Genomic DNA, 26,424 nt, shown 5'->3' on the forward strand with positions numbered 1-26,424 from the left:
GCGCCCCGTCGACGGGGCGCTCTGATTTCGTATCGGTTGAATTTGTGCTCGTGACAGCCGATAAGGAAGAAAGATCTGTTCCGATGTGCTCACCATTCGGGAGTAAGGCTTGGGCGTCGATCGAAACCTGACCCGTAGCGAACGCCAGAAGCTCGCGATGCTGGAGGCCCAGCGACTCGCTCAGCTTGGGCCTGACCGCTCGCTGGACAATATCACCCGGCTCGTGACGCAACTCCTCGGCGTACCGACAAGCCTGGTGACCTTGATCGGTGAGGAGCGCCAGTGGATCAAGGCGAAGCACAATTTTCCAGTGAGCGAGACGCCTGCCAATCTGGCCATCTGCCAGCGCACCATCGAGCGTAATGCGCTGACGGTGATCGAGGACACGACGCTCGACGAAGAGTATCGGAACAATCCTCTCGTTTTTGCCGAACCCCGGATTCGCTTCTATGCAGGGGCGCCGGTGTTTTCCAGTGAGGGGCAGGCCATCGGCTGTGTCTGCGCCATCGACTACCAGCCACGCTCGCTCAGCGAGCATGAGCGCGGAATACTCGTCACCCTTGCCGAGCTGGCCAAGAGCATCTTCGAGACCAGCAATACCGTTGGGTTCATCGACTCCGTCACGATGTTACCCAATCGGCAGAAACTGATCCGGGATCTGAAAACGCTCAATGATAGAGCGCCCGAACAGGCGGCTCTGCCAGCGACGTTGATATTCGTCGAAACCACCAGGCCGGGCTACTACAACGAGCTGATCCACGGGTTTGGCATCGATGCGGTCGAGAGTCAGTCGCGGGATGTCGCCAATCTATTGAGAATCTCATTGCCCTCGAATCAGATTCTCTATGCGGTAACGCTTTCCAGATTCGCCATCTTGGTCACCCAGGCAGATAGACGGGTTGCCTTCACGGCGTTGGAGGCGTTGGCCGTCAGACTGTCGGACGGTGAATACGAGACGAATCTGCCGACCCGATTGAACCTCTGCACTGGCTATTACGACTTCGAACCCCGGGTCACCAGGCCCGTCGATGCGTTTGGCCGGGCGCTGAGCGCGCTGCATGAGGCGTTGAGCAAAAGAAAACCCGTGATGCCCTACTGCATGGCGTTTGACCAGGCGCAGCGCCGCCAGCTCGAACTCACGACGGGCCTGCTGGAGGCGCTTCAGGCATCCGACCAGTTGCATCTGGTCTACCAGCCGAGAGTGAGCCTGCTATCGGGCGAGGTGGTGGGGGTCGAGGCTCTGCTTCGGTGGAATCACCCGCGGTATGGCAATGTGCCGCCACTGGATTTCATCCCGTTGATCAGTCAGACCACCTTGATCACTCCCCTGACCCAATGGGTTGTCTGCGAGGCGATCTACGCGATCAAGCGATTCGAACTCGAGGGCGTGCCCATGGTCGTCTCGGTCAATGTCACGACCACGAACTTGCTGGAGGAATCCTTCGCGCTGGATATTCTCGACATGCTGGACGAGCAGGGCGTCAGCCCCGAATATCTGGAAGTGGAGTGCCTGGAAATGGAGGAGCTGCTCCAGGACCCCCGCGCGGTCGAAACCATCCAGGTGTTTCGAGATGCCGGGGTCAGGGTGGCGCTGGATGACTTCGGGAGTGGCTACAGCAATCTCAACTATCTCCGGCGAATTCCCGCCGATGTCATCAAGCTGGACAAAAGCCTGGTCAGCGACGTCGCCAGCAACGCCGACAGCAGAGCCATCGTGTTCCGTCTGATCCAGATGCTGCAGCATTTTGGCTTCGAGATCGTGGCGGAGGGGATCGAGGATCAGGCGACTGCCGATCGGCTGCGGGATTTTCGATGTGACGCCGGGCAGGGATACTTTTTCCATCGTCCTCTGAGTCTGGAGGCCGCGCTGGAAGCCACCCGGCAACGCTCGAGCGCTTGACGCCCTCAATGCGACGACGGCGACGACGGCTCGTATCGATCATCGATGGCACCCGGCCGAAACGCTGTCGAGTGAAAGAGGATCGGCGTTCGACGCCGTCCCGCCGCTAGCGGAACATCGCCCGATACGCGCGGCAAGTGTCGAGTTGGGTCTGGTAGCGTCGTTCATGCGCCGGAAGCGCTGACAGCGAGGCAGGAGGCGACAAGCCGATCTTCTCGGTTCAGGCACCGATCTCGCCGCGGCGTATCGCGATGCTGATCGCTTGGGCGGTGGTCGTGACGCCGAGGCGTTGGCGAATTCGTCGCAAGTGATTTTCGACCGTTCGCTCTGACAGGCCGAGTATCGCAGCGATCTCGGTCTGGCGTCGGCCGGCGGCGATCCAGGTCAGGACTTCACGCTCGCGGCTGGACAAGCTGCCGGTGGTTTCTTCCATTGGCGACTCCAGCAGTTGCCGAGCCCTGAAGAAAGCAGCGTTGGCCACGAGTCCGATGGCCAGCCTTGCCTGAGGTGAAGCGTCTATCCGCTCGCCGCCCAGGCTCATCGCGCCCTCTAGCCCCTGCGGGCCGAACACTGGCACCTGGATGCCATGGAGCCCTGGCCCACGGGGTAGGCGGACCATACGATAGCGCTCGCCACCGTCATCGGTCGTCTTGGTCCAGAAGAACGGCTCACGCGCTTCGAAGATATGGCGAGTCACCGGGCAATGGCGCACGTAGGTTTCGGCATCGACGGTCTGGCCGTCACTGAACCAGTCACCTTCTACCCAGTAGATACGCTCGACCAGGCCCTCCCCCGAGGTCGACGCCGAGTACAGCACGAAGCGGTCATAGCCGAACTGCCGGGCGAAGGTGCGGACTTCTGCCTGGATTGTCGCCAGGGTTTCAGCGCCCTCGATCGCGAGGGCGCTGTTGATGGCCGAAGCCGCCGATGGGGATGAGACCATCAGCCAGCCAGTTCCTCGAGCATGGCCTGGGCTGCCAGCTTGCCCAAGGCGTTGCCGGCCAGCGGGCTGTCACCGGTGATCAGCTTGCGATCCTGGTGGACGGCACCGGAGATGTCGTCATTGATGATCTCGAAGCCCTGGGCTTTCAACTTCTCGCCAAACTTCCAGGTCAGGTGGCCTGGCATATAGCCGATGTCCGGCGTGGTGGCATCGAGGGCGTCAGGGAACGCGCAGATCTTGTAGCCGCGATAGATACCGCTGTCACCGGCTGCAAGGAAGGCGGCCGGACCGTGGCAGAGCGAGATGACGAAGCGATCCTGCTTGGCGGCCCATTCCAGGGTGGCCCGGACATCCCGGCTTTCGGGCAGGCCGATCAACGCGCCATGTCCGCCGGGAATGAAGATCGCCGCGTAGCCATCCAACCCATCCGCGATGACATCGGCCAGCTTCAGCGGCTGCTTGAACTGCTCATGGTAGCTGCCGAAGAAGCGCTTCACTTCCTCGTCCTCGGACGGCATCGCCCAGTACTCGAACTTCACCGGATTGCCCGAGACCGTGGCCACGTCGAAGGAGAATCCGGCCTTGTCGAGATGGTACATCGGCAGCAGCGTTTCCACCGGGTGGTTACCGGTCGAGAAGAAGCTGCCGTTGTCGGTCAGCAGATAGCGCTCGTCTGCCCCGATCATCAGGACCTTCTTGTCGCCCCGGTAGGGAGTGGGGTAGTCGGCACCGCCAAGGTCGGACGTCGGCGCGGTGAACTGGCTCAGCGAATAGGGCGAGGGGAAGAACGCGTTCTCTTCGGCAGGGTCGCGCTGTGGCTGCTTGTCGGTGGTGTTCTGATCGCTCATCGAAGACTCCTTACGTGTACGGGTATCCAACACAACCTATCTCTCATAGGACCGCGCAAAAATGCGGGATATCCCCTAACGCGGCGCCACCTGCCCGTGAGTTCGTGGTGCGCGATCAGCGCGGGCCTGGCTTTTCCCGAAGCTTAGCTTGGTTGTTGCGGCCTTTGGTGAGGACAAGAGCATGCCGGTTTACATGTGACAATCGAGCAAGGGGAGCAGGAGATTGGCCATTGATCCCGCCGTGCGTATATCACTCTCGATTGAAGGGGCGCACCGATGGCAATAGAAAGCCGTGATCAACGGGGCCTTGATAGGTCTCTGGGAAACATCGGGGGAAGGCAGTCTGGTGCCCATCAGGACTCTACTTTGGCTTATAAGTATATGATTAAGAAGAAAAATATGAATTTAAAAAATTCGGTATACCTATAGATATACCAGCTGCCCCCTTCGGTAGCTTCTAAGTTTGCGCGTAATCAGTCAGAGAGACCTCCTTGTAGGCACACGGTCAGCCCCTAGCTATTGGTCGTGTGCGGGGCGAATGCCAGCGTCTCTGAAAGTCGAGAGCTCGCTTCAATAATTTGCCAAAAATTGCAGCTGAAATTGTTCAAACCTCAGCCATACGCGGCTGGCTGAACATTGAAAGTTTATGGGACGGCATCGCCGTCTCCACCATCTCAAAAAAACTCCTTAAATAGCAAAGCGCTATAGTCGAGCTGTCAGTCTTGTTGAAGACAGGGCTTGTGTAACAAGCCCCGGTAAAAAATAATTATGATTCAAGTGGTTTTTTATTAAGAGTAGTTGTTAGACATATTCCAGTAGCCGGTTGTGGCTAATTTTAATAGCTTTTGCTTGCAAGAAGCAAGGCGGCTATCATACCGCTTTCTCAAGCGTTCCGATATTCGAGATTCATATTCTTTTGCTTTTATTTTTGCAGCGCTAGTTTTGTCTAGTGATATTAGCGCAGAGATATGGCCCTCCGCCAAGGTGACTAATGGATATGTATCGTCACTCTCCAAAGTATCGTCTAGCGACTCAAGCATTTTTGTCGCCTTAAGTATATAGTCTAGAGAAGTCTGTACACTTGTCTTTTTCGCTGCAACTAAAATTAGCATTTGTTGAGCATACGCATGCGCGGTGTGATCGTGAGGATAAGCATTAAAAGCTGTGTTCAGTATTTCGTAAGCTTTTGCTTGGTCGCCAAAATGACGTTTACATAATCCATACTGTAACCAAAAAAGGCCGTCTGCTTCGAAATATTTCTCATGATCTTGATATATAGAGGTGATTAGAGTCTCATCTTCTCTAAGCACGTCTATAAGAAAATGGTGATTCAATATTGCTTTAAATAAGTCGGCGTCGTTTTTAGTCAAGCTTTTGATTACCGGGTGGGTATAAACACTGAAAGCTTGAAGTAGCGCTGATATCGCTCGTTTTATTAAGCCGGTATCGACTATTGATTCGATACTTTTCCTTGCGTAAAGCGGGTGTCTTACGGCAAAGAAGTCGTTTTGTGCAACAATAATCCCTTGTAACTTCCTTGCAAGAGAAATAGGAGGCTCAGCTATACCATCTTTGCTAAGTGACCTACTAGCGATAGTGTTTGATAGCTGGCACTTGTGCATTGATGCAAGGCAAGCTAACACGAAAAAAAACCTGTCTTCTTCGGAAGCGATTTTTTCGTAGTCATTTTGAATTATTTGCTCAAAGCCAATGCCAGTGGTTGCTTCCATAAGACCAATAAGCAGCTGGCGCCTCGATTTCCCATATATTTCTCGTTTTCTAGCATTTACGTCTAGTTTGGCAAGTCTAGTCCAGGGTCCGAAATTCTTAAGTTTTGTAAGAATTGGGCCTACGTCATCTTCATTTATATCTTCAACTTTATGTACGTTAATAACGTTAGGGGGCAGCTTGGTCTCAACTCGGTTGTGCCAAATATTTTGGCCTTCTGCCGATATATAAACAGCATTGTTACCTTTTCCAAAAAGCTTTGGCAGCTCATTCTTTACAGCGTCAACTCGCTCAATTACAACATAAAAACGCTTGTCGTTATAATTATTTAAAGTATGAATTAGCTTGCCTAGGTTTTCTACCTCATTAGGAAGAAAATACACTTTCTCGCCTTGGTCTGATAGCTCTATGGCAATCATTTTCAGCAAGGTCGACTTGCCACTTCCCGCCGGTCCGACCAGTATATGAGCTTCAATGCTATGGTCGTTGCACTCCGCAATTGCACGCGAGATACTCTCGAACTGTTTGAGCGGAGCGGGAACTGATTCGATAACATCGAGCCAAGTTGGTTTGAAACCTTTGTAAAAATCGCGGATAGTGCCAGGGTTGGAGCGATGATATGAACTTGAGAGAGAGGCTCTCGATACCGGAATTACTCCGTTCAGCAGTTTAGCTGCTTCTAACGATTCGACCTCGTTGTCAACAAACATCACTTTTAACTCGGGATTTCTAGCTTGCGCAACATCCTTTACAGTGAGTTTTGTCTTGAAAGTTGAATCCAACCATTTGACAAAGTCTGAAAGGGTGGCTTTGACGTAGTTAATTCCGTAGCTCTGCAGGTCTAATACTTCAATGTCTGTTGCATCAGGTGTTAGAACCCAGCTTTTTGGCGCTGCCGAAGCAGTCCTGTGCTTTAATCGCTCAACTTGATGATAGAAGACAGGCTCATCTAGCTTTGTGCCAATAAAAATAAAAGGCAATTGCATAAAGTCCGAAGCCAGTTCTTCATACCATGGATACGATTTAGCGCTCGCTTTTCCATAGTCTTCTGGTGTGAAGACGTAACCATCCTCATGCCTACTCACAGAGCCATTCAGATAGATGTAATCTAGCTTGGCTAGCAATTGATCCTTGTCAGATACTCTACTCAACATTCCTTTGATGTTGATTTTTTGCTTTGAATTAATATTTAAAGCTTTTTCAAAAGCGTCATCAATATTGGTTGTGTAAACTCTAGGCCAAGGATAGCTAGCCAACGTTAAATATTCTCGAGATGGAGTGCAATGCTTGTATTGACTTTCAAGATAATTATACAGTCCATCACCTAGGCGAGGTTTTGCAGCCGAGAAAACGGTTTTTAGAGATTCTCCTTTATACTCCCAACCTAGTTCTTTAGCGATTGTTTCTGCGAGTTCTCCGCCCAAGGGAGGATTTTTCCGCAGTGAATTCATACTGTTTATGGATGCTCCTGCGCCTAAAAACAGGACTAAATTCCCTTTTCTTATATGCTGTTCCAGTTCACTATTCATCTTTTTTCCTTAATTTGTTAAATCATGCAGCAATGCAAAACTCGAATTTCAAGTGATATTTGGCAACTGGCTAGAGTTAATGAGGTTGTCAGGCGCAGAATTAAAACTGCTTAATCTGTATGGTTTCAGTCGTCGATCCGTGGGCTGAACGTCAGCGGGGTTTTAACCGCTTTGACGACTATACAGCTCAGCGCCACTCGCACAGATGCAAAATGTCTATCCCATTGAATCGTGAGGTGGACGGAACGCTTGTCGCGAGTAGCCGTCGGAATCGAACACTCATTCATTAGCGAAAAGCAAAAGTGATGTGATTTTGATCTCCAGGCGCTTTGGGTGGCTCGAAGAGCAGATAAACCCAAACCAGATCGCCTCCATGGCATCACTACAAAATGAATCATTTCGAACCATGTCTCTCCCCTAACAGCTCCAGTTTCGTTCCGGCAACTGCGCGGCTTTTACCTATTCAACATTGCATCAAAACTGATCCATTTCGCGCAGGCGGGGAGGGGAGACGACAGCGCGCCGTCGGTTAACGCCGCACCTAGGGGTGTCCCGGCCCTACGAATGGCCTCAGTCGCCTATCTCGTTACCATTTAGTAACACTTCGGCTTACTCAGGCTTTCTCAAGAATGCCCCTTTTGTCTATCGGACGTTGCACGGAAAGACTTGAGTGTTTTCCACCCTCTTCCAACCGTCTGCAGTGGGTAAAATTGCATAAATCCGCATAATTTCTCTGCTGCCTACGCCCCCCATCCACGCCAGTAGTGGCGCGGCCCGAGGCCATTTCTGCGCCTGCGTAATTTTCGACCCATTTAGCGCGCAGGCGGGGCGGGGAGTCGACAGCGCGCCGGCGCTGGCGGCGTAAATCGCGCCGAGCCAAGCTCCTGTAGTGGCCACAGCCACTCCACTCGTTACCATGTGGTAACACATTGGCTTACTCTGGCTTTCTCAGGAATGCGCCTTTTGTCTATCTGTTGCCTGAGCCAATATCGCTGGTTTGTGGCTATCGCGCCCGAACTCGAGCCGGGGAGGGGGAGAGCCAGGTAGCTCGATAAGGTCGAGACGAATCAAGGCTCGCAAGATAAGCTCGAACGGGTCATCAGGTATGACGCTCGTCCCTCTTAGATGCCATCACGCTCCACACGAGGACTCGAAACGATGGATTTTGCCGTATGGCTGACGTACCTCGGTGTTATCACCGCTCTTATCCTGTTTCCGGGCCCTGTCGCTTTGCTTTGCATGCACCACGGGTTGCGTCACGGCCGGCGACGCGCCTTGGCGACGGTGGTGGGGGGAGCACTGGCATCGCTTGCCTTGATGGCGCTGTCGTCTCTGGGCCTGGGGGCGATTCTCGCGACATCGGAAACCGCCTTCGTCGTGTTGAAAGCGGTAGGTGCGGCCTACCTTGTCTATCTCGGCATCCAGGCGTGGCGTGCGCCCGCCGAGCCAATGGCATCGCCCGAAGCCAATATGGACGTTACGAACGGCATTCGCTCCAGGCGGCGGCTATTCAGCAAGGGCTTCACCGTAGGGATCAGCAATCCCAAGGATCTGTTGTTCTTCGGCGCGCTCTTTCCCAACTTCATCGACCTGGGGCAGCCGCAGTGGTCACAGTTCGTGATCCTCGCGCTGACGTGGCTCGCGGTCGATCTAGCGACGATGACCGCCTACGCCTCGGTAGGTTCGACGGTCAGCCGCTGGTTTGGCACGCCACGCCGCGTGCGCCTGTTCAACCGCACCACCGGTGGGCTTTTCATGGCAGCGGGTGGCGCCCTGGCCACTTCACACCGCTAAGCCTTCACGGAGATCAGGAATTTCATGGAATCGACAGCCCTGCACCGGCCCATAGCGGTCTTCGATGCCGGAATCGGCAGCTACGCCATCGTGGCGGAGATACAGCGGCGCTTACCTAGACAGGATGTGATCTACTTCGCGGATCGTGCCAGTTTTCCCTACGGGAGCAAGGCGCCCGACGAGCTGGCCCGGGTCATGGAGCGGACGTTGCGCTTTCTGGAGAGTTTCGACCCCTCGGCCATCGTCATCGCTTCCAACGCGCCATCGATCACCGTACTCGAATCGGTGCGCCCTCTGACGCGCTTGCCGGTCTTCGGCGTCTTTCCACCCCTGGAGGCGGCGCTGGCAAGCTCGACCAATCATGCGGTGGGCATCATGGGCGTCGAGTCGCTGGTCGAAAGCGAGATGCTGGAGAGCTTCGTGGCGTCCCATGACCTCGCCGGTGCCAGGGTCGAGCTGATCAACGCCTCGAGCATGGTGGAGCTGGTCGAAAGCGGGGCGTTTCTGTTCGACCCGCAAGGCACACAGGCGAGCGTCGACGACTTCGTGGAGACCCTCTTTCGGCGGAAGCCCGATATCGACGTGCTGACGCTATCGAGCACGCACCTGCCATGGCTGAAGGCGTTTTTCGAGCGTGCGCGCCCTCAATGCCGGTTTCTGGACCCCGCCGAGAGTGTGGTGGCGAATCTTGGCTCCGGAACTGTGGGTACGGGGATAATCAGGACGCTGGTCACGGAAGACGCGCGTTATTCGGTCAGCGATTTCCGGCGCATGCTGGATCGACTGGGCGTCGATCTCACGCTCGAGGTCGTCGAGGCGCCGCGGTGATGGGCTCTCTCGTCGGTGACGTCGGGTTGCCGGATTCGCTCGCCAGGTAGCTTGCTCGGCCGCAGGGTCGGGCCTGACGGGAGAAATCGATTTGGTGCCCCCATCAGGATTCGAACCTGAGACCTGTCCCTTAGGAGGGGACCGCTCTATCCAGCTGAGCTATGGGGGCGAGATCGGTAGGCAGTGACGGCCGCCGTGGAATGGACGGCGCGTGCGTCTCTGGCGGCGCATAGTATAAGCGCCGGATTCGCCAAGATAAACCCGCGGTCGCCATTGCGCCGGGACGCTCCGCGTCGGCATTGGTACAATGCCGCCTTCCCGATTCGAGCCATCGCTATCTCATGCCTTGTTCTGATGACACCGCCCCGCGCACGCGGCACGGCAACGATATTCCCGTGGGACAGGACCGGATCTTCGACGGCCTGGCCGACAAGTTCGCCAACAGCCTCTATGCCACGGCGCGGGGCCAGATCCGTCTGGCGGTGCTCGACGACGTGCTGTCCCGCGCCCTGCCGCCGGAAGGTGGGCCGGCGCTGGATGTCGGCGGCGGCCTCGGCCAGATGAGCGGCTGGCTGGCCGAGCGGGGCCATCGCGTCACCCTGGCGGAACCCTCGGCGGACATGCTGGCGGGGGCGCGGGCCAGCTTCGGCGGGCTGCCTGTCCAGACGCTGCAGGCGCCGATCCAGGCTTTGCCCGAGCAGGCGCCAGGGCCGTGGCCGTTGATCGTCTGTCACGCCGTGCTGGAGTGGCTGGCGCAGCCGCGCGAGGCGTTCTCCATCCTGAACGCGTTGCTGGCGCCGGGCGGCCGGCTCTCCTTGATGGTGTTCAACCGCGATGCGCTGCGTTTCTCCAACGTGGTCAAGGGCAATCTCGACAAGGCGCTGGAGGATCGGCTGTCGGGCACCGGCCGGCGCCAACGCCTGACGCCGATCTCGCCGTTGACGCATGCCGATATCGAGCGCTGGTGTCGGGAGGAGGGGCTGGTGATCGAAAGTGTCGCCGGCATCCGGATTTTCCACGACTACCTGCGTGAGCGCTCACCGAGCGAGGCGCAACTCGAGACGATCATCGAGCTCGAGAAGCGTTACTGCCGGGTCGAGCCGCACTGGCGGCTGGGGCGCTACCTTCACTATCTGATTCGACGTGCCGACGGCACCGACCCCAAGGAGATGTCTTGATGGCGATGCAGTCCCCCGCCTGTCAGTTGCTGGCGCGCCAGGATGCCGATTATCGCGGCTGGCTGTGGGTCGCGCCGCCACGCGACGGCTGGCTGGAGTCGGGTGAAGGGCTGGTCTGGAGCGCGGACCTGGATGTTTGCTCGGCGTGGCAGCGGGCGGGGCGACCGGCCTACGACGCCTTGACGCCGCCACCCACTGAGGTGCCGGGGGCGGTGCTGTTCTGGCCCAAGAGTCATGCGCTGGGGGCATGGTGGTTGACGGCGCTGAATGCGGCGCTGCCAGCCGGCACGCCGCTGCAGATCGTGGGGGAGAACCAGGGAGGTATCAAGCGGGTTCCCAAGGTGCTGGCGGGCCTGGACCAGGCGTGTCGGAAGCTGGATACGGCGCGTCGCTGCACGTTGTTCGCCACCCGCACGGCGGAAAACGCCGGCGACACCGAGTCCGTCTGGCGCACCTTGACGGTGGATGGCCTGACCCTGGCGACGCACCCGGGCGTCTTCGGCCATGGCAAGGTGGACGACGGCACCCGGCTGCTGATGGAGGCCGTGACCCGGTCGCCACTGCCGGCCTCCGGCAAGTCAGCGATCAAGGCTCTGGACGTGGGGTGTGGCGACGGCATTCTGACGGCCTGGCTGGCCCGAGAGGGGTGCGAGGTCACGGCGGGAGACATCAACGCGTTCGCGGTCGAGGCGACCCGCCGCAGCTTGGTAGCCAACCGGCTGAGCGGCCGCGTCGTCCAGAGCGATGTCTACGACCAGATCGACGCCACCTTCGACGCCATCGTCAGCAACCCGCCGTTCCACCAGGAGCGCGCCATCGATTACGGGCCCGCCGAGAGGTTGATCAAGGAGGCGCCGGCGCATCTCGTCGGCGGTGGCAGTCTGACCCTGGTCGCCAACGCCTTCCTGCCGTACCCGGAGTGGCTGCGGGCGGCCTTCGGCGATTTCGAGGTGCTGGCCGACGATCGGCGGTTCCGGGTTTATCGGGCGATCAAAGCCTGGCGCTAGTCTGCAGTTCCCTCATGGATTGCATGGCGCGCTGATTCGCCTCGCCGATGTTCGAGGGCTTGATGCCCAGCGATGTCAGGCGTGCCCAGGGAATCTCGTTCCACTCGCCGCTCTCCAGCCGAGTCGCGGTCTCCAGCAGCGTGCCCACCGGCCCATCGTGATGCAGCAGGGCCGCCGTGATCGAGGCGTGCAGCGGGAGCGATTCGACCAGCTCCTCGAGGGGGCGATTGAAAAAGGCTTCCAGATAGGAGAACAGCCCCGCGATGAAGGCCTTTTCGGCCAGGTCCGGGTTACCGACCGCCAGTTCACGGCAGAGACAGGCGCGTGACAGTGCCAGCTGCTGCAGCGACTCCGGTTTGTCCTCCATCTCCGACAGCGCCAGCAACGTCGCCAGGCTGCGGATACGGTGGGTGCCGATCAGGGCTACGGCCTGACGCAGCGAGGTGATGTCGACCTGGCGCTGATACTGCGCCGTATTCACCAGCCGCAGCAGTCGTACGCCCAGGGTCGGGTCGCGCTCGATCGCCGTCGAGATTTCGCCCACGCTGACTTTCGGCTTGTTGAGCGTCGCGATGAGCTTGAGGGTGGCGAGGCGGTCGGTGGTGACCGCCGCGCCGTGAACGAGCTGGGGGCGAGCGAGGAAGTAGCCCTGGAACAGGTCGCAGCCGGCCCGCTGGCAGCGTCTGAGATCCTCCTCCGTCTCCAGTTTTTCCGCCAGGATCTTGAGCGTTGGATAGTGCCGGCGTAACTGCTGGACGATGTGATCGAACCCTGCCTCGCTGTAGTGCGGGTATTCGAGTTTGACGATATCCACGAGTGGCAGGCAGGGATGGGTGGCATCGGTCTCGGCATAGTCGTCCAGCGCGAGCGTGAACCCCCGCTGCCGCAGCGCTTCCAACTGGGCGCGGATAGCGTCATCGAACGGGATGTCTTCCAGCAGCTCCACGACCAGTCGGGAAGCGTCGAACGGCAGGTCGTCGCTGAGCGTTTCGGAGGTGAAGTTCACGTACAGCGGTTTGCCCTGGCTGACCGTGTTCAGATCGCCCTGGGTGAAGGCATTCAGCAAGACGGTGCTGGTCGCCCGGTTGCCATCGAATGGCATCGGCATCGGGCCGCCATCGGTGGGGCGGAACAGCAGCTCGAATGCGACGATATCCAGAGAGGCGTCGAAAATCGGCTGCCGCGCGAACAGGACCGCCGGTGCTGGGTGGTCGGAGGCCTCCTGCATGGGCTGTCCTCGGTGGGTATCGTTCATCTCGATTCGTCGACGCCGCTGCTTACGAGTTTGTCTATCGACCGTTACGCCGCTTTCTGAATCTCCGCCGATTCATTCAAAGGTCTTGCAGGCCTTCACTGACGATCGCCGTCCGTATAGCGAATATCGGTGACGATATAGTGGGTCTCGCCGCCGGGTGCAGCGACCACGACGTCGTCGTCCAGCGCTTTTCCCATTAGCGCCCGGGCCAGGGGGGCATCGACGCTGATCCAGTGCTTGCCGGTGTCGGTTTCGTCATGGCCGACCAGGCGCACACAAAGCGCCTCCCCGTTATCGTCTTCCAGCGTGACATAGGCGCCGAAATAGACCTTTCCCGTATCCGCCGGCAAGCGGTCGACGACCTGCAGCTCGTCCAGGCGCTTGCGGAGATAGCGGATTCGCGCGATGACCCGGTTGAGCTCCTTCTTGTTGTAGGTGTAGTCCGCATTTTCGCTGCGGTCACCCAGCGCGGCGGCTTCACCGACCTTGGTCGATAATTGCGGTCGCTTGACGCGGGAGAGATGATCGTGAATGCCCTGGAGCCGGTCGAAACCCTGTGGCGTGATCAGATTGCTTTTCTTCTCCTGGCGCGGATCCTTCTTGGGATCACGCCAGCGAGTCATGTTCCGTCCTTGCATCGAGGTGGCGTCTCCAACGGCCTGAGGATGGCGGTAGCCTAACGCGAATGCCACGGCGCCGGCCATTGACGCCCTACTCGAGCGACTCCAGCAACGCCCCCAGCCCGCCCGGTGCCCGGCCTTTCCGGCGGGAACTCGTCTTGACCCGCATCTCCTGCAACCAGTCGACAGTGAATCCCCGTTGTCGGAGCGCCTCCACCAGCGCGACATCCTCGTCGGCGGTCAATGGCGAAAAGCCCCCCACCGCGAGATAGGCAGCGACACTCACACCGAGATTGGCGCCGTGGATATGTCTTCCGGCCGTCACGGATCGACGGTGGGAGAGGTAGCGCCGGCGAAGTTCCGTCGAGAGCGTCGCCCAATCGAGCAGATGGACGCTGCCGCACACCACATCGGCGGCACTGGCGATCTGGCGCGCCAGCCAGTCGGCCTCGACGACCGTGTCGGCGTCGGTGAAGGCCAGCCATCGTGCGCCCTGGTCGATCGCCCAGCTCGCCCCGTGATGCCTGGCTCGGCCGACGTTGGTAAAGGCGACCTCGAGCCGCGCGACGCCAGCCTGGCGGGCGATCGCCGCAGAGCCATCCCGGCAGGCGTCCAGCACGATCACGATTCGGACGGGTTCGGACTGCAAGGCCGGGTGCGCGGCAGCGACCTGCAGCGAAGCGATACAGGCGCCGAGCGTTTCCTCCTCGTCATGGGCGGGTACCACGATACCGATCAAGGTGCGGGACTCCGCGGCACCGGGTGTCTCCTGGTTGTCGCCAGCGTCATCGTGATTCTCCCGTCGGCACGGCCTCGGATGCCTCTCCGGACCACAGTTCGATTCGAAAGTCCGGCTCGACCAGACTCGATACCGCGGTCAGCCCCAGTTGCTCGTGCAGACACTCATGCACGGCATCGCCGGAGCGATAGCCGTCGGCCAGGGGGTGGCGCCAGTGGCAGGCGATGAAATCACCGGCGGGTGCCAGGGCGCGCTGTAGCGACTGTAGCGTGGCCCCCAATGCTGTCTCGTCCAGGTAGTAACCTATCTCGCTGAAAACGATCAGGTCGAAGGTGGCCAAGGGCAGGGCAGTGGGGAGCTCGCGTCGTTCGAAGCGCACATGGTCGAGATGCCCAAGCCGCTTTCTGGCGCGGGCCACGGCGCTGGCGCTGGCATCCCAGCCGGTGAAGCTGTCGCAGCGCCGGGCCAGCGCCGCGCTCAGCGCGCCTACCGAACAGCCGGGCTCGAAGCCGTGGAGGTAGCGCTCCCGGCGCAGCATGGCGAGGGTCAAGGCGCGCTTGCGGGCTTCGTACCAGCGTGTGTCGCACCCCCAGGGGTCGGGAGAGCCGGCATGGAGCCGCTCGAAATGGGCCATCAGCGAGGCTTCGCTCATGTCAGCACCACCTCGTGGTCCTGCATGAGACGAGCAAGCGTGGGCGACGACAGAACGGCGGGCCGGCCCGTCGACGGGTCGGGCTCGCACTGGCTGGCATGTTCGGTCATCGCCGCTCGCTTGCGCGCGAGTTGATCGTGATCGACGGTAACGCGCCGGGCCCGGTGCCAGGGGACGCGAATGTCCTCGGGCTTGGCCCAGTGCCACATCCAGATCGGTAGTTCGACCAGCGCCAGCCGGTGGTCGTCGGCGAGCTGGGCGCAGACGCGCCCCGTAGCCTCATGGTCCGGGTGGCCGTCACCTCGCCAGGTGGTGACGAGCACGTCGTCGGGCCGCAGGAGCCGGTGCAGGCGATAGGCCAATTCATGGGCCTCCTCGCCGACCCGGGTGTCGGTGAGATGCAGCCGGATGACGTCCACCCCCTCCAGGCCGAGCCGCGACAACGCCCGCCGGCTCTCCTCGGGTCGCACCTGGCCCAGCCGCTCCGGCGGCCAGGCTGAAGAATCGGGGTGGCTGCCGGTCCCCTCCGTGACCGACACGATCAACAACTCGCGACCCAGTGCCGACCACTGCTGCAGCAGCGCGCCGCAGCCGAGAATCTCGTCGTCGGGATGAGGGGCAACGACCACGGCGTGGGAGCCTGCGGGCACCAGCGTCCCGGCGTCGACCGCGGGAAGTGCCGAGAGACCTTGCCATTGCCGCCACTCGGCGAGCGGTGTGCCCGCGCCGACGATTCGGCGGTCATCGTCGGCCGTGGCCGCTTCGGACTCCGTGGCTTCGTGATTCATGACATCAATCTCCATCCATGGTGAGGGGATTCGTCACTGGGGAGCGGCGCCTTGTCGTCCTGGCGCCGCTGCAGCAAGTCGCGGCCTATCGACTCGAGATCCCGCTCCGCGTGGGTCTGGCGCACGAAGACCGGCAGGTCCGCCATCATCCGGGAGAAGGCCGCATCGCGACAGTAAGGGGCGGCGCCCAGTGCACGCCCGGCGTGCTCGATGATCGTGGCGACCATGTCGTCGATCGCGGCCCTGACCGATAGCGCGAGAAACTGGGCGTTCTCTGCCGGGTGAGCATCGATCCAGGCGGCAGCCTCGCGCAGTCTCGCGGCGCCGTTGTGCAGGGCGAGATCCACCATGCCGAGATGGGCCAGGCGATGGGGATCGCCCGGGGTGGCCCCGGCCAGCAGGGTCTCACCGATCCGTTGCGCACCGCCCCACCAGCACGCCGCAACGCCGATACCGCCCTGCCAGAATCCGGGGCGTCGAAGATAGGCTTCGGGATCGCCGACCAGGGTGGCCTCGACGTTCTCGAACTCGACCTCGACGCTGGCAGTCGCGGCCATGCCGACCGCCGCCCAGCCACGCTTGGTCACCTGGACACCGGGCTGGGACAGGTCCACGGCGGCGAGACAGGGCATTTCCTCGAACCAGGCAGTTACCAGCGCATGGGTCACGGCATGCGCCCCTGAACACCACGCCTTGGTCCCGTCGAGAACGACGTCGTCGCCATCGACCAGCGCTCCCGATCGTTCGGAGGCGGGCCTCAGCGTCAGGCGGGCGAGAGGCGGCTCTGCCGCCCAGACGCCCCAGCGTGCCGTGGCGGGATAGCGGCTGGGCTGGGATATCTCGGCCAGAATCGCCAGGGCGTCGGTATGGCCCTCGAACAGCTTGGCCAGGCCGAGATCGAGCGCGGCGATATCCGACAGATGTTGCCATCGGGCAAGCGTTCTTCCCTGCGCGGGGAGATCGATCCGGTCGAGTCGCGATGCCACGAGTTGCCGCAGACGTCGCGCCAGCGATTCGGGATCGGCAGCAGGGTGGGGCCAATCGGCGGTAAGCCGGCGCAGCGACGCGGCAAACTCGGAAGCCGAGAGGCAGGGGGGGAGCGACTCCATGACATCTGTCACGACGATCTACCTCGCCAGGCGGCACGTCGGTGCCTATCACCCCTGAGCGTAGACGTTATTCAGTTTTCGGCTGCCATTTCGAGGTCCGGGCCCAGAGCCTGCGACTAAAACCCTATAGTGGTGAATTCAAACGCTCGTTAGATTGCAACGATGGCTCTTTCAGGAGTGGCACCGATGGCTCTTTCAGGTTTTGCGGCAGTGCAACGACATTGGCGGCAGCGTTTTCCCTCTTACCGCTTCTGGCGTCGGCCGGTGCTGCGGATCGGCGTGGTGGTGGGACTCCTGTTCGCGGCAGCGGCCGCCGTGGCGCAGACGCCGGATGCGACCCTGTTCTCCCTCATGCAGCGGTGGGGCAACGTCGAGTACCAGATGCAGGGCGACGCCCGCATGAAGGCGTTCGCAGACCTGGCCGACGAGGCCGATGCGCTGGCCAGGAATCAGCCGGACAACGCCCATGTGCTGACGGCCCAGGGGGTCGTGCTGGCGTCCTACGCCAAGGCGAAGGGCGGCCTGGGGGCGCTGGACCTGGCCAAGCGGGCGCGCACGGCGCTGGAAAAGGCGATCGCCATCGATCCCCAGGGCGAGAACGGCTCGGCCTACGTGACATTGGGTGCGCTCTACCAGCACGCGCCGGGCTGGCCGATCGCGTTCGGCGATTCGGACAAGGCGCGGGAGCTGCTGCGAAAGGCGGTGGATATCCGGCCCGACGGCATCGATACCAACTTCTACTATGCCCAATATCTGGAGGATGAAGGCGAGCATGCCCAGGCCCTCGATTACGCCCAGCGGGCGGTGGCGGGGCAGGCGCGGGCGGATCGCAGCTCCGACGAAGCACTGCGCCAGCAGGCAGAGCGCTGGCTCGCCGAGCATCGGTAAGCCAGTACCGCCAGCGCCGTTGCACGGCGCTGGCAAGCCTCAATAGAGTTTCGCTTTCAGCAGTGGCTTGAGCAGGTAGTCCAGCACGCTGCGCTCGCCGGTCTGGATATCGACCTGGGCGATCATGCCGGGGATGATCGGCAGCTCCTTGCCATGGTGCGTCAACGAGCCGCCGTCGGTGCGGATGTAGACCTTGTAGTAGGATTCCGTGCCCCGTGGTGTCTCTTCCTCTATGGTATCCGCGCTGATCTGCTCGACCGTGCCTTCGAGATCGCCGTAGATCGTGTAATCGTAGGCGGTGATCTTGACGCTGGCAGGCATGCCGGGCGCCAGGAACGCAACGTCCTGCGGCTTGATCTTGGCCTCGAGCAGCAGCTGGTCCTCCAGCGGAATCACTTCCATGATGGTCTCGCCCGGGGGCACTACGCCGCCCCGGGTGGTGTAGTTGATCGCGTTGACCCGGCCATGCACCGGCGAGTGAAGCTCGGTACGCTGGTACTGATCCTGGCGCTGCACCAGGACCTGCTCCAGCGACGACAGCTCACCCTTCTTGTCCGTCAGTTCGGTGTAGGCGTCCTGCACGTAGCTGTTCTGGATCTCGGCGCGCTTGCCACGCAGCGAGGCGATGTCCTGCTGTAGCTGCAGCGCCTCCATCTGGCTGACGGCCTTGCGCTCGACCAGCGGCTGGATCAGGTTCAGTCGTCGGCTGGCCATCTGGATCTCGTGGTCCAGCGAGTCGGTGGCCTCGCGCAGCTTTTCCCGGCGGGCGTGGAACAGCTCGCGCTCGGAGCGGGCCAGCGAGCTCTGGGCGTCGACATCCGCCGGGAAGTCGATGCTATCCGCCTCGAGCACCTCGGCCTGCAGCCTGGCGATGGCGGCTTTCAGCGCCTGGACCTGGTTTTCCGTCTCCTGGTAGGCACTGCGGAAGCGCGTGCCGCTGAGCTTGACCAGCAACTGGCCCTTGTCGACGATATCGCCTTCGCGCACCTTGATCTCATCGATGATCCCGCCTTCCAGACTCTGGATCGACTGGATGCGGCTGACTGGAATCACGCGGCCCTGGCCGTGGGTCACCACGGCGATGTGCGCCCAGGCGGACCAGCCGATGAAACTGATCAGGCAGACGAGGACGGCCCACACCACGGGGCGGGCGAGCGGATGGCGCAGGTTGGCGCGCGGGTCGCCAAGCTGGCGCTGCAGCTCCTGGTCGCTGAGTGTGGTAGCCATCTAGCGTCCCTCCCTCGGGCTCGGGTTGCCGGAAGCGACCCGATTGCCCTGCACGACCTGGTCGAGGTTGCCCTGCATCGCCAGCTTGCCCTCGCGCAGGACGATGGCGCGCTCGGTGAGGTCCAGCAGCGGCTTCTTGTGAGTCGAGACGATCAGCGTGCGACCTTCCATCCACCGTTTGAGGAATGCCACGGCGCGTTTTTCGTTGTTCTGGTCGAAGGCGGCCGTGGGCTCGTCCATCAGCACGATGCGGGGATCCTGCAGCACCAGCCGGGCGAGGCCGATGGCCTGACGCTGCCCGCCGGAGACGCTGCCGCTGGAGGCGATCGGCAACTCCAGCCCCTGGGGATGACTGCGCACGAATCGGCCCAGGCCGACGCCGTCCAGCGCCTGGAAGATCTCCTCGTCCTCGTAGGCCGCGCCATCCAGGGTCAGATTGTCCCGCAGGGTGCCGTAGAACAGTTCGATATCCTGAGGGAGATAGCCGATCGCCTGGCGCCGGTCGGCGGATTCGATCTGGGTGATATTGATGTCGTCGAGCATCACGCGGCCGGCGGTGGGCTCGACGAAACCGGAAAGCAGTCGCAGCAGGGTCGATTTTCCGGCACCGTTGCCGCCCAGCAGCGCGATCCGCGAGCCCGCCTCGATCGTCAGTTCGTCGAGCTGCAGCGCGGCTGGCCCTTCTTCCTGATGGCGAACCACGACCTCTTCCAGGCGATAGTCGCCGTGCAGCCGGGGCTTGCGGACTTTCTGGCCGGTGCCGCTTTCGTTGGGGGCCTGCATCAGTTCGTCCAACCCCTCGACCGCCGCCTTGACGTGCTGCCAGCGGGCGAGCAGGGCGCTGGTCTGGCCCATCGGGGCGATGGCCCGCGAGCCGAGGATGGAGCAGGCGATCAGCGCACCGATGGTCATGTCGCCGGCGCTGATGCGGTAGACGCCGACGATGACGATGCCGACGTACCCCAGTTGCTGCAGCAAGGAGGCCGAATGCGTCAGCATGCTGGTGACGGCTCTCAGCCGGATCGAGGCGTTGGAGAGCTGCGCCGAGAGCGACTCCCACAGCGCCAGGTTTCTGCCCTCGGCCCGCGTAGCCTTGACGGTCTCGAGCTGGTCCAGCGACTCCAGCAGCACGCCGTTCTTGACCGCGCCCTCGCGCAGGTTCTCCCGGGCCAGCCTGGCCAGATAGCGCTGCAGCAGCAGTCCGGGAAGGATCATGCCGGCGATGGCGGCCACCGGTACCCACGCCACCGGGCCGCCGATCCAGGCGATGATCAGCACGAACAGCGCCACGAAGGGCAGGTCGCTGATGGCGCCGGCGGTGGCGGAAGTGAAGAACTCGCGGACCGATTCGAATTCGCGCACCTGGCTGGTGAAGGCACCGGTGGAGGAGGGCTTGGCGTTGAGGCGCAGGCGAACCGCCTGCTCGAAGAGTTTCGACGAGAGTTCGAGATCCAGGCGCTTGCCGATCACCTCCAGCAGGTGTGCCCTTAGCCCCTTGAGCAGGAACTCCAGCAGTACCGCTAGCGCCACGCCGCTGGCCAGCACCCACAGCGTATCGAAGGCGGCGTTGGGAACGACACGGTCGTAGACCTGCATCGCGAACAGGGCAGTGGATATCGCCAGGACATTGGCGGCCAGGGCGGCGACGCCGACTTCGGCATAGGCGGGCCAGCAGGCTCTCAACGGCTCCTTCAACCAGTGCTTGGGGGGCGCCTGGGCGAAGTTGCCGGCGCGGTCGTCGCTGCGGGCGGCCGGCCGCGCGAAGATCGCCGTGCCGCTGTAGAGAGCGTCCAGGGCTTCCGGTGTCATCGTCTCCTCGCCGCCGTCGGCTTCGGGGAGGGCGATGCGGGCTTCCTCGCCGTCCAGCGATTCCAGCAGTGCCGTATCGCCGCTCTCGAGAATCAGCAGCGCCGGCAGCAATCGCGGCGAGATATCCTTCAGCGAGCGTCGGCTCACGCGGGCGCTGACCCCGGCTCGGCGCAGGGCGCGGGAGACTTCCCTCAGCGGCAGCCGTCCCTGCTCCAACGGTAGCCCGTCGCCGAGCTCCGACATGGAAGTGGGGCGGCCCAGGCGGCGGCACAGCAGTACCATGCCCTCCCGCAGCGGGTCGCTGCTCTCGTCGATCGGGTCCGTGAAGCGTTGGGAGGAGGAAAGGCTCATGGGATGTCATCTCCCAGGCGGCCCGTGATCAACGGGTTGATCAATCCCAGTTGCGAAGCGGCGCGATACTGGATGCGCTTCTGCTGACTCTCCAGGTCGATCAGCTGGCGGCGAGCCGAGAACGCTTCCTGCCGGATCGTCAGCAGATCGTTGACGTCGCGCAATCCCACGGAGAACTGGTCGTCGTAGAGATCGCCCACGGACCGGGCTTCCTCGACCTGGTCGGTCAGCGCCTGCTGGCGCTGGCGGTAGACTTCGGCATTCTCGATCAAGGTCAGTACGCTGCGGCGGATTTCGCGGCGCTGGCTGTCGACGCGGTAACGGGCGGCCTCGAGTCGTTGCCGGGCGGCGTCCGGACGCTGGAAGTTGGCCAGCCCCTGTAGCGTGTCCATTCGCAGGCGCAGCCCGATCACCGAGTCGTTCTGCAGTTCGCCCCCGATCTGGCGCCGCTCCAGCGAGCCTTCGAGATTGAGCTGCGGTTTGAGTGACGCCTGGGTCTCGTCCAGGTCGGCCTGTGCCTGTTCGGCGGCCGCCACTGCCTGCCGGTAGGCCGGCGCCGCCACGATCCACTCTTCCAGCCTCGCGTCATCCAGGCGGTCGGTGAGGGTCTCCGGATCGGGCGTATCCAGCGCGTCCGGGGAGACCCCGACCAGCACTCGGAACTGCTGACGGGCATCGTTCAGCGACCCGCGTTCCGTGGCCAGATCGCCGCGGGCCTGGGCCAGGTCCAGTGCCACGCGCCCCTGCTCGCTGCTGTCGGTATAGCCGGTGCTGCCGCGATCCCGGGTCAGGCTGCGCAGCGTCTCGAGCTCATCGACATAGCGCTGGGTCACTTCCAGCCGACGCCTGGCGGCCAGGATGTCCAGGTAGGCCTCGGCGATATCGAGCGCGGCCTCCTCCTCGGCTACGCCGAGCGCCCGCCGAGCCTCGCGCTCCGCGGCGCTGGCGCTGGCAACCTGGCTGTCGATGCGGCCCCAGTCGTAGAGCATCTGACGGGCCGAGGCCTCGTAGCCGAACTCGCTGAAGGGAAACTCCTCCGGACCCGCCGAGAGGTCGACGGTGGGGAAGTAGCCCCACTCGGCGATATCCACCTCGGTACCGGCGGCGCTGGCATCGGCGATCGCCGCGCGGACCGTCGGGTTGATTGCCAGCCCCCGACGCACGGCATCCTCGAGTGACAGCGGCCCGGAGCGCGAGGTGGAGTGAGGCCGACTGTCGGTATCGGTGGGCCTGATCGCCGATGTCGTCGAGGGCGACCAGGGTTCGGTCGGCAGCGTCGCATTGATCCTCGGGACGACCTTGGGCGCCCCGTGGCCGGTGGCCTCGTGGTCCACGGCATTCCACCAGTCGGCTTCCTGACCCTTTGCCAGGGTCGGCGCTAGACAGACGACGATTGCCAGCATGCGTATAGACCACCTTTCTGCGTGTTGGGATAAGTCGTCGATGACCGTTTTTCCTTCTGACTGCGATATTCCTCTGCTGGCGACATCACGTCGCCAGCGTTGTTGTCGATGGTGGCCGACGCCGCGGCCCACAGGGCGCGGCGGCGTCTGGCCATCGCTCAGGTCTCGACCTGGACGGTATCCTGCTCGACCTGGATGGTGGTATCTCCGAAGGTGTACTGGTCATAGGCGGTACCGCCCAGCGTGATGGCGCCGTCGGCCGTTGCCCCCTGGATATTGAGCGTGTCCTGCTCGTCGCCGGTGACCTGCAGCACGTTGTCGTCATCGGTCATGGCGTCGACGACTTCGGCACTCAACGTTGCGGTGCTGGCCTCGTCGCCACTGCCCAGGTCCAGCCGCTCGATATTGGTGATGGGGCCGAGGTCGCCGTTGACCATGTCGAGGTCGATGCCACCGTCGAGCAGCAGGGTGTCGAACCCGTCGCCACCGTCGATCGAGGCGAAGCCGTTACCACTGGTCACGATCAGGTCGTCTCCGGCGCCCGCGTTGAAGGTGTCGGCACCGTTGCCGTCGATCAGCAGGTCGTTACCGGCGCCACCGTTGAGGGTGTCGTCTCCCGCACCGCCGCGCAGCAAATCATTGCCATCACCGCCGTTGAGGGTGTCGTTGCCCTCGTAGCCGTAGAGGCGCTGGCTGCCGGCGCCACCATCGAGCGTCTCGTTGGCGCTGGTGCCCTCGACGATGTTGTCGTTGTTGCCCAGCAGCGTGCTCAGGGCGTCCAGGTTGGCCAACTCACCGAGCGAGTCCGTGGCGGTTCGGCCGTCGCTGTCGGTGGCGGTAATGCTGGTCGAATTGAGCAGCGAGAGCTGGAGATCGGCGTTGAGCCCCAGCAAGCCGTCGGTATCGGCGAACGCCACGGTGGCCAGCAGTTCGTTGATCGCCAGATTGTCGATCGTGCCGCCATCCGCGGCGGTGATGGTGACGCTGGCGGAGGGCGCGACCAGACCGAGCAGCCCGGGGTCGTTGTCGAAGGACAGATTCAACCCCAGTTCGTCGGCCATCTGCTGGGAGGCGGTGAACTCGAGAGCGGTCAGGTTGAGGCTGAGCAGCGGCTGGTAGGCCACCGTCACCGACTGCAGGTTGCCATCCGCATCCGCGGCGAAGAGATCCTGGTCACCGAAACTGATCAGGCCCAGCAAGTCCACGCCGGCGATGCCGAGCAGCGAGGAGGAGTTGGCCTGGACGATGGGAGCGACGTTATCGGGATCGGGTGTCGGCGGTGTCTGGCCGGTGCTGTCGAACTCGACACTGGTGCCGGCGGTATCGCCATCGCCGTCGGAGATCACTGCGTCGACACCAGTCGAGACGCTGCCCGAGAGGTCGGTATCGGCCGAGGCGTCATCGACGATCAGATTGCCGTTGGCCAGCAGCGTCTCGATGATCGCGAGATCGCTTGCGCCGCTGGCGGTCAAATCGACGCCCTGCAGCGTGATGATCTGATCCGCTGCCGCTTCCTTGGCGGCGGCATCGGTCAATCCCTGGAACGCGCCGGCGCTGCTGACATAGACCAGCGTGGCAGTACCGACCAGCGCGAAGTGCAGGTAGTTGGTCAGGTTGCCGGCATTCCTGCCGACTTTTCCCTCACCTTGGAGCAGGCTGCCAAGATCGAGAATGTCTCCTCCAGAAGAGACGCGGCTGGCGTTGAAATCGGTCACGGTGTCGTTGGCGGGTGCGCCGACGCTGCCCTGATGGCCATCTTCCCAGCGGAAGACATCATTGCCGGTGCCGCCGGTCAGGGTATCGTTGCCGGCTCCCCCGATCAGGATATCGTTGCCGCTACCCCCGTTTAGCGTGTCATTGCCGGCACCACCGCGAAGCAGGTCGTTACCCTCGCCGCCGTTGAGCGTATCGTTGCCGCCGTAGCCGTAAAGACGGTCGTTACCGGTGGTGCCGTTCAGGGCATTGGCGTTGGCATTACCCTGGACCAGGTAGGTGGGGACATTGCTCTGCAGCAACCCGAGGCTGAGAAGGTCGCTGTTGGAGGTGCTGGTGGTATTGCCTTGTGCATCCGTTGCGGAGATCGACACCGTCGATCCCAGGCCGATATTAGCCAGGCCGGAACTGAAGTAGACCGATCCCAGAAACTCGTTGAGCGCCTGATTGTCGATGGTGCCGCCGTCGCTGGCGCTCACCGTGATCGAGGCGTCGAAATCCAGTAGCGCGAGATTGTCGACGCTGTAGGTCAGTCCCAACTCGTTGGCCAGTGCCTGGGAGGCCCTGAACCCGGCGCCAACGCTAATGCTGAGGGCCGTCAACGAGACAGTGACCGAGGTGATGTCGTTATTGGCATCGGTGGCGGCGAACGCTTGCTGATCGCTGAAGTCGGCGAGTCCCAGCGCCTCGACCCCTACCAGCCCCAGCAGACTATCGTCTGCGCCCAGGGCGACCACCGGTGCCGCTTCCGGCTCCGGATCCAGCAGGTTGGCGCCGGACGCATCGTAGTCGTAGCTGCCGTCCTGCAGATTAACGGTCAAGGTCTCGCCCTTGACGGTCTGGATCGTCAACTCCCCGGAGCCGCTGTCGTAGTCGCCATCCTCGAACGGGACGACCAGCTCGGAACTGCCGGTCGTGGAAACGCTGTCGGTCTCCGGGTCGTAGCTGAAGGTGTAGCCGTCGATGGTGAGTTCGGAGACGTAGCCGCCATCGGCACCGTAGCTCTCGACGAAGCTGCCCGTCGCCGTTGTGGAGTCGGTGTCGATCTCGAAGAATGCCGGCTGCGCGGCGACGGGGACATCGTCGGTCAGGTTGACGGTCAGTTCGCCGCTGCTCTCGTTACCCAGTTGATCGCTGGCGGTGACATCGAATCCCAGCGCCAGGATGTCGGCGCCAGCCAGCGGATGGTCGAGCGCCTGCGACTGGGTGTAGGTGTAGGCTCCGGTCGTGCTGACGGTCAGCGTGGCCACGGTCGTGCCATTCGCCGTCCCGTTCAGGGTGTAGATCCCCTCGCTGAAGCTGCCGCTCCAGTCGACGGTTTCACCTCCGGCGGTGATGCCCGTCGGGCCGCCGACAGTAATGGATTCGACCCCACTGCCGCTGTCGTCGATCGTCATGGTACCGGAGACCGTGACAGTGGCCGCTCCATCCAGGCCTGCTTCGCTGATATTGGCCGCGGCGTCGTCAACGGCTGGCGCGGTCTGATCCAACGTGACGCTGTCACCGTCGACCATAGCGGTATTGCCAGCCGTGTCGGTGATTTCCAGCGAGCTGGTGATCTCGCCATCGGCGAGCCCAGAGAGATCGACCGTGAACGTGCCATCGGCAGCGACATCGGCCGTGGCGGTATCGCCATTGACGTCGGTGAAGGTGGCGACCGCCGTGGCGTCGTCATCCAGGCCGCTGACGGTGTAGCTGGCCGTACCGGCTTCGTCGGTGCTGACCAGACCATCGTCATCATTGCTGGTCAGTGTTGCCAGCGGCGCGGCATCAGCGGTGGTATCCAACGTTGCAGTGTCGGAAACCGTACCATCGTTGCCGGCGGCATCGGTGACCGTGAGGGTCGCGGTCAGTTCTCCGTCTGCCAGACCGGATAGGTCGGCGACGTAGGAGAACGATCCATCGGTGACATCAATGTCGATGCCTTCGACCACCACGGGCTCGCCGCCATTGGCGCTGGTGATGGTCAGCGTACTGATCGATGCACCGTCCTCGACCTGACCGGTGATGGTGACGCCATCGGCATCGGCCGCATTGTAGATGCCGTCATCGTCGACGAAGGTCACGCTGTTGATGCCATCGCCGTCACCTGGCGCGGTGACATCCAGCGTCACG

General features: G+C 61.9%; 19 protein-coding genes and 1 tRNA gene. 6 read left to right on the top strand and 14 right to left on the bottom strand.

All coding sequences use genetic code 11. The features are described 5' to 3' along the window. Positions 1-109 precede the first annotated feature (109 nt). Entirely contained in the window at positions 110-1,900 is a 1,791-nt protein-coding gene (locus DOM45_RS19235; protein WP_110603233.1) for a sensor domain-containing phosphodiesterase, read from the top strand. 220 nt (positions 1,901-2,120) lie between these two features. On the opposite strand, the gene DOM45_RS19240 is transcribed toward DOM45_RS19235, so the two are convergent. The 3 genes from DOM45_RS19240 to DOM45_RS19250 all read right to left on the bottom strand — a co-directional run bounded on the left by DOM45_RS19240 (position 2,121) and on the right by DOM45_RS19250 (position 6,948). Then, complete coding sequence (locus DOM45_RS19240; RefSeq protein WP_110603235.1) at positions 2,121-2,843, bottom strand: PA1136 family autoinducer-binding transcriptional regulator; 723 nt, start codon at positions 2,841-2,843, stop codon at positions 2,121-2,123. Then, on the bottom strand, positions 2,843-3,691 hold the full coding sequence (hchA, locus tag DOM45_RS19245) for a glyoxalase III HchA (protein ID WP_110603237.1): 849 nt from the start codon (positions 3,689-3,691) through the stop codon (positions 2,843-2,845). Before hchA ends, DOM45_RS19240 begins: the two co-directional genes overlap by 1 nt. Positions 3,692-4,479: 788 nt before the next feature. Next, positions 4,480-6,948, bottom strand: coding sequence for a P-loop NTPase (locus tag DOM45_RS19250; RefSeq protein ID WP_110603239.1), 2,469 nt, complete (start codon positions 6,946-6,948; stop codon positions 4,480-4,482). A gap of 1,158 nt (positions 6,949-8,106) precedes the next feature. Here DOM45_RS19250 and DOM45_RS19255 point away from each other — a divergent pair. Both DOM45_RS19255 and DOM45_RS19260 read left to right on the top strand, forming a co-directional pair. Next, a complete protein-coding gene (locus DOM45_RS19255) occupies positions 8,107-8,742 on the top strand; it encodes a LysE family transporter (protein ID WP_110603241.1) in 636 nt (211 codons plus the stop codon). A gap of 24 nt (positions 8,743-8,766) precedes the next feature. Then, a complete protein-coding gene (locus DOM45_RS19260; protein ID WP_110603243.1) occupies positions 8,767-9,570 on the top strand; it encodes a glutamate racemase in 804 nt (267 codons plus the stop codon). Positions 9,571-9,662: 92 nt separating this feature from the next. On the opposite strand, the gene DOM45_RS19265 is transcribed toward DOM45_RS19260, so the two are convergent. Next, positions 9,663-9,739: transfer RNA gene (locus DOM45_RS19265), tRNA-Arg, on the bottom strand. A 172-nt stretch (positions 9,740-9,911) separates the two neighbouring features. Here DOM45_RS19265 and DOM45_RS19270 point away from each other — a divergent pair. Further along, positions 9,912-10,748, top strand: coding sequence for a methyltransferase domain-containing protein (locus tag DOM45_RS19270; RefSeq protein ID WP_110603245.1), 837 nt, complete (start codon positions 9,912-9,914; stop codon positions 10,746-10,748). Beyond that, entirely contained in the window at positions 10,748-11,755 is a 1,008-nt protein-coding gene (locus DOM45_RS19275) for a methyltransferase (RefSeq protein ID WP_110603247.1), read from the top strand. Before DOM45_RS19270 ends, DOM45_RS19275 begins: the two co-directional genes overlap by 1 nt. Here the strand turns inward: DOM45_RS19275 and DOM45_RS19280 are convergent. The 6 genes from DOM45_RS19280 to DOM45_RS19305 all read right to left on the bottom strand — a co-directional run bounded on the left by DOM45_RS19280 (position 11,739) and on the right by DOM45_RS19305 (position 16,930). Beyond that, positions 11,739-12,983: an EAL and HDOD domain-containing protein gene (locus DOM45_RS19280; RefSeq protein ID WP_162302643.1), complete on the bottom strand. Its 1,245-nt coding sequence runs from the start codon at positions 12,981-12,983 to the stop codon at positions 11,739-11,741. The two genes, DOM45_RS19275 and DOM45_RS19280, sit on opposite strands and share 17 nt — an antisense overlap. Positions 12,984-13,105: 122 nt before the next feature. Continuing rightward, entirely contained in the window at positions 13,106-13,648 is a 543-nt protein-coding gene (greB, locus tag DOM45_RS19285; protein ID WP_110603270.1) for a transcription elongation factor GreB, read from the bottom strand. Positions 13,649-13,721: 73 nt separating this feature from the next. Then, positions 13,722-14,369, bottom strand: a complete 648-nt coding sequence (locus tag DOM45_RS19290) for a glycosyltransferase family 2 protein (RefSeq protein WP_110603251.1) — start codon at positions 14,367-14,369, stop codon at positions 13,722-13,724. A 46-nt stretch (positions 14,370-14,415) separates the two neighbouring features. Then, on the bottom strand, positions 14,416-15,021 hold the full coding sequence (locus DOM45_RS19295; protein WP_205909516.1) for an SAM-dependent methyltransferase: 606 nt from the start codon (positions 15,019-15,021) through the stop codon (positions 14,416-14,418). Then, on the bottom strand, positions 15,018-15,809 hold the full coding sequence (locus DOM45_RS19300; protein ID WP_110603253.1) for a PIG-L deacetylase family protein: 792 nt from the start codon (positions 15,807-15,809) through the stop codon (positions 15,018-15,020). The genes DOM45_RS19295 and DOM45_RS19300 overlap by 4 nt, the downstream gene beginning before the upstream one ends. Continuing rightward, positions 15,806-16,930 carry an acyl-CoA dehydrogenase family protein gene (locus DOM45_RS19305; RefSeq protein ID WP_205909517.1) on the bottom strand — a complete coding sequence of 375 codons (1,125 nt, stop codon included), beginning with the start codon at positions 16,928-16,930 and terminating at the stop codon, positions 15,806-15,808. The genes DOM45_RS19300 and DOM45_RS19305 overlap by 4 nt, the downstream gene beginning before the upstream one ends. 174 nt (positions 16,931-17,104) lie before the next feature. On the opposite strand from DOM45_RS19305, the gene DOM45_RS19310 reads away from it, so the two are divergent. After that, entirely contained in the window at positions 17,105-17,806 is a 702-nt protein-coding gene (locus DOM45_RS19310; RefSeq protein ID WP_240612477.1) for a tetratricopeptide repeat protein, read from the top strand. 39 nt (positions 17,807-17,845) lie between these two features. Here DOM45_RS19310 and DOM45_RS19315 read toward each other — a convergent pair whose 3' ends face one another. The 4 genes from DOM45_RS19315 to DOM45_RS19330 form a co-directional block, all read right to left on the bottom strand. Further along, positions 17,846-19,033 (bottom strand): HlyD family type I secretion periplasmic adaptor subunit, encoded by a 1,188-nt coding sequence (locus DOM45_RS19315; RefSeq protein WP_110603255.1) that lies wholly within the window; start codon positions 19,031-19,033, stop codon positions 17,846-17,848. Then, entirely contained in the window at positions 19,034-21,193 is a 2,160-nt protein-coding gene (locus DOM45_RS19320; RefSeq protein ID WP_110603257.1) for a type I secretion system permease/ATPase, read from the bottom strand. Further along, positions 21,190-22,596 (bottom strand): TolC family protein, encoded by a 1,407-nt coding sequence (locus DOM45_RS19325; protein WP_110603259.1) that lies wholly within the window; start codon positions 22,594-22,596, stop codon positions 21,190-21,192. The genes DOM45_RS19320 and DOM45_RS19325 overlap by 4 nt, the downstream gene beginning before the upstream one ends. A 158-nt stretch (positions 22,597-22,754) precedes the next feature. Further along, a partial coding sequence (locus DOM45_RS19330) for a beta strand repeat-containing protein (protein ID WP_157958478.1) occupies positions 22,755-26,424 on the bottom strand: 3,670 nt, incomplete at its 5' end.

Source organism: Salinicola lusitanus (assembly GCF_003206045.1).
In the GTDB taxonomy this organism is placed as follows: Bacteria; Pseudomonadota; Gammaproteobacteria; order Pseudomonadales; family Halomonadaceae; genus Salinicola; species Salinicola lusitanus.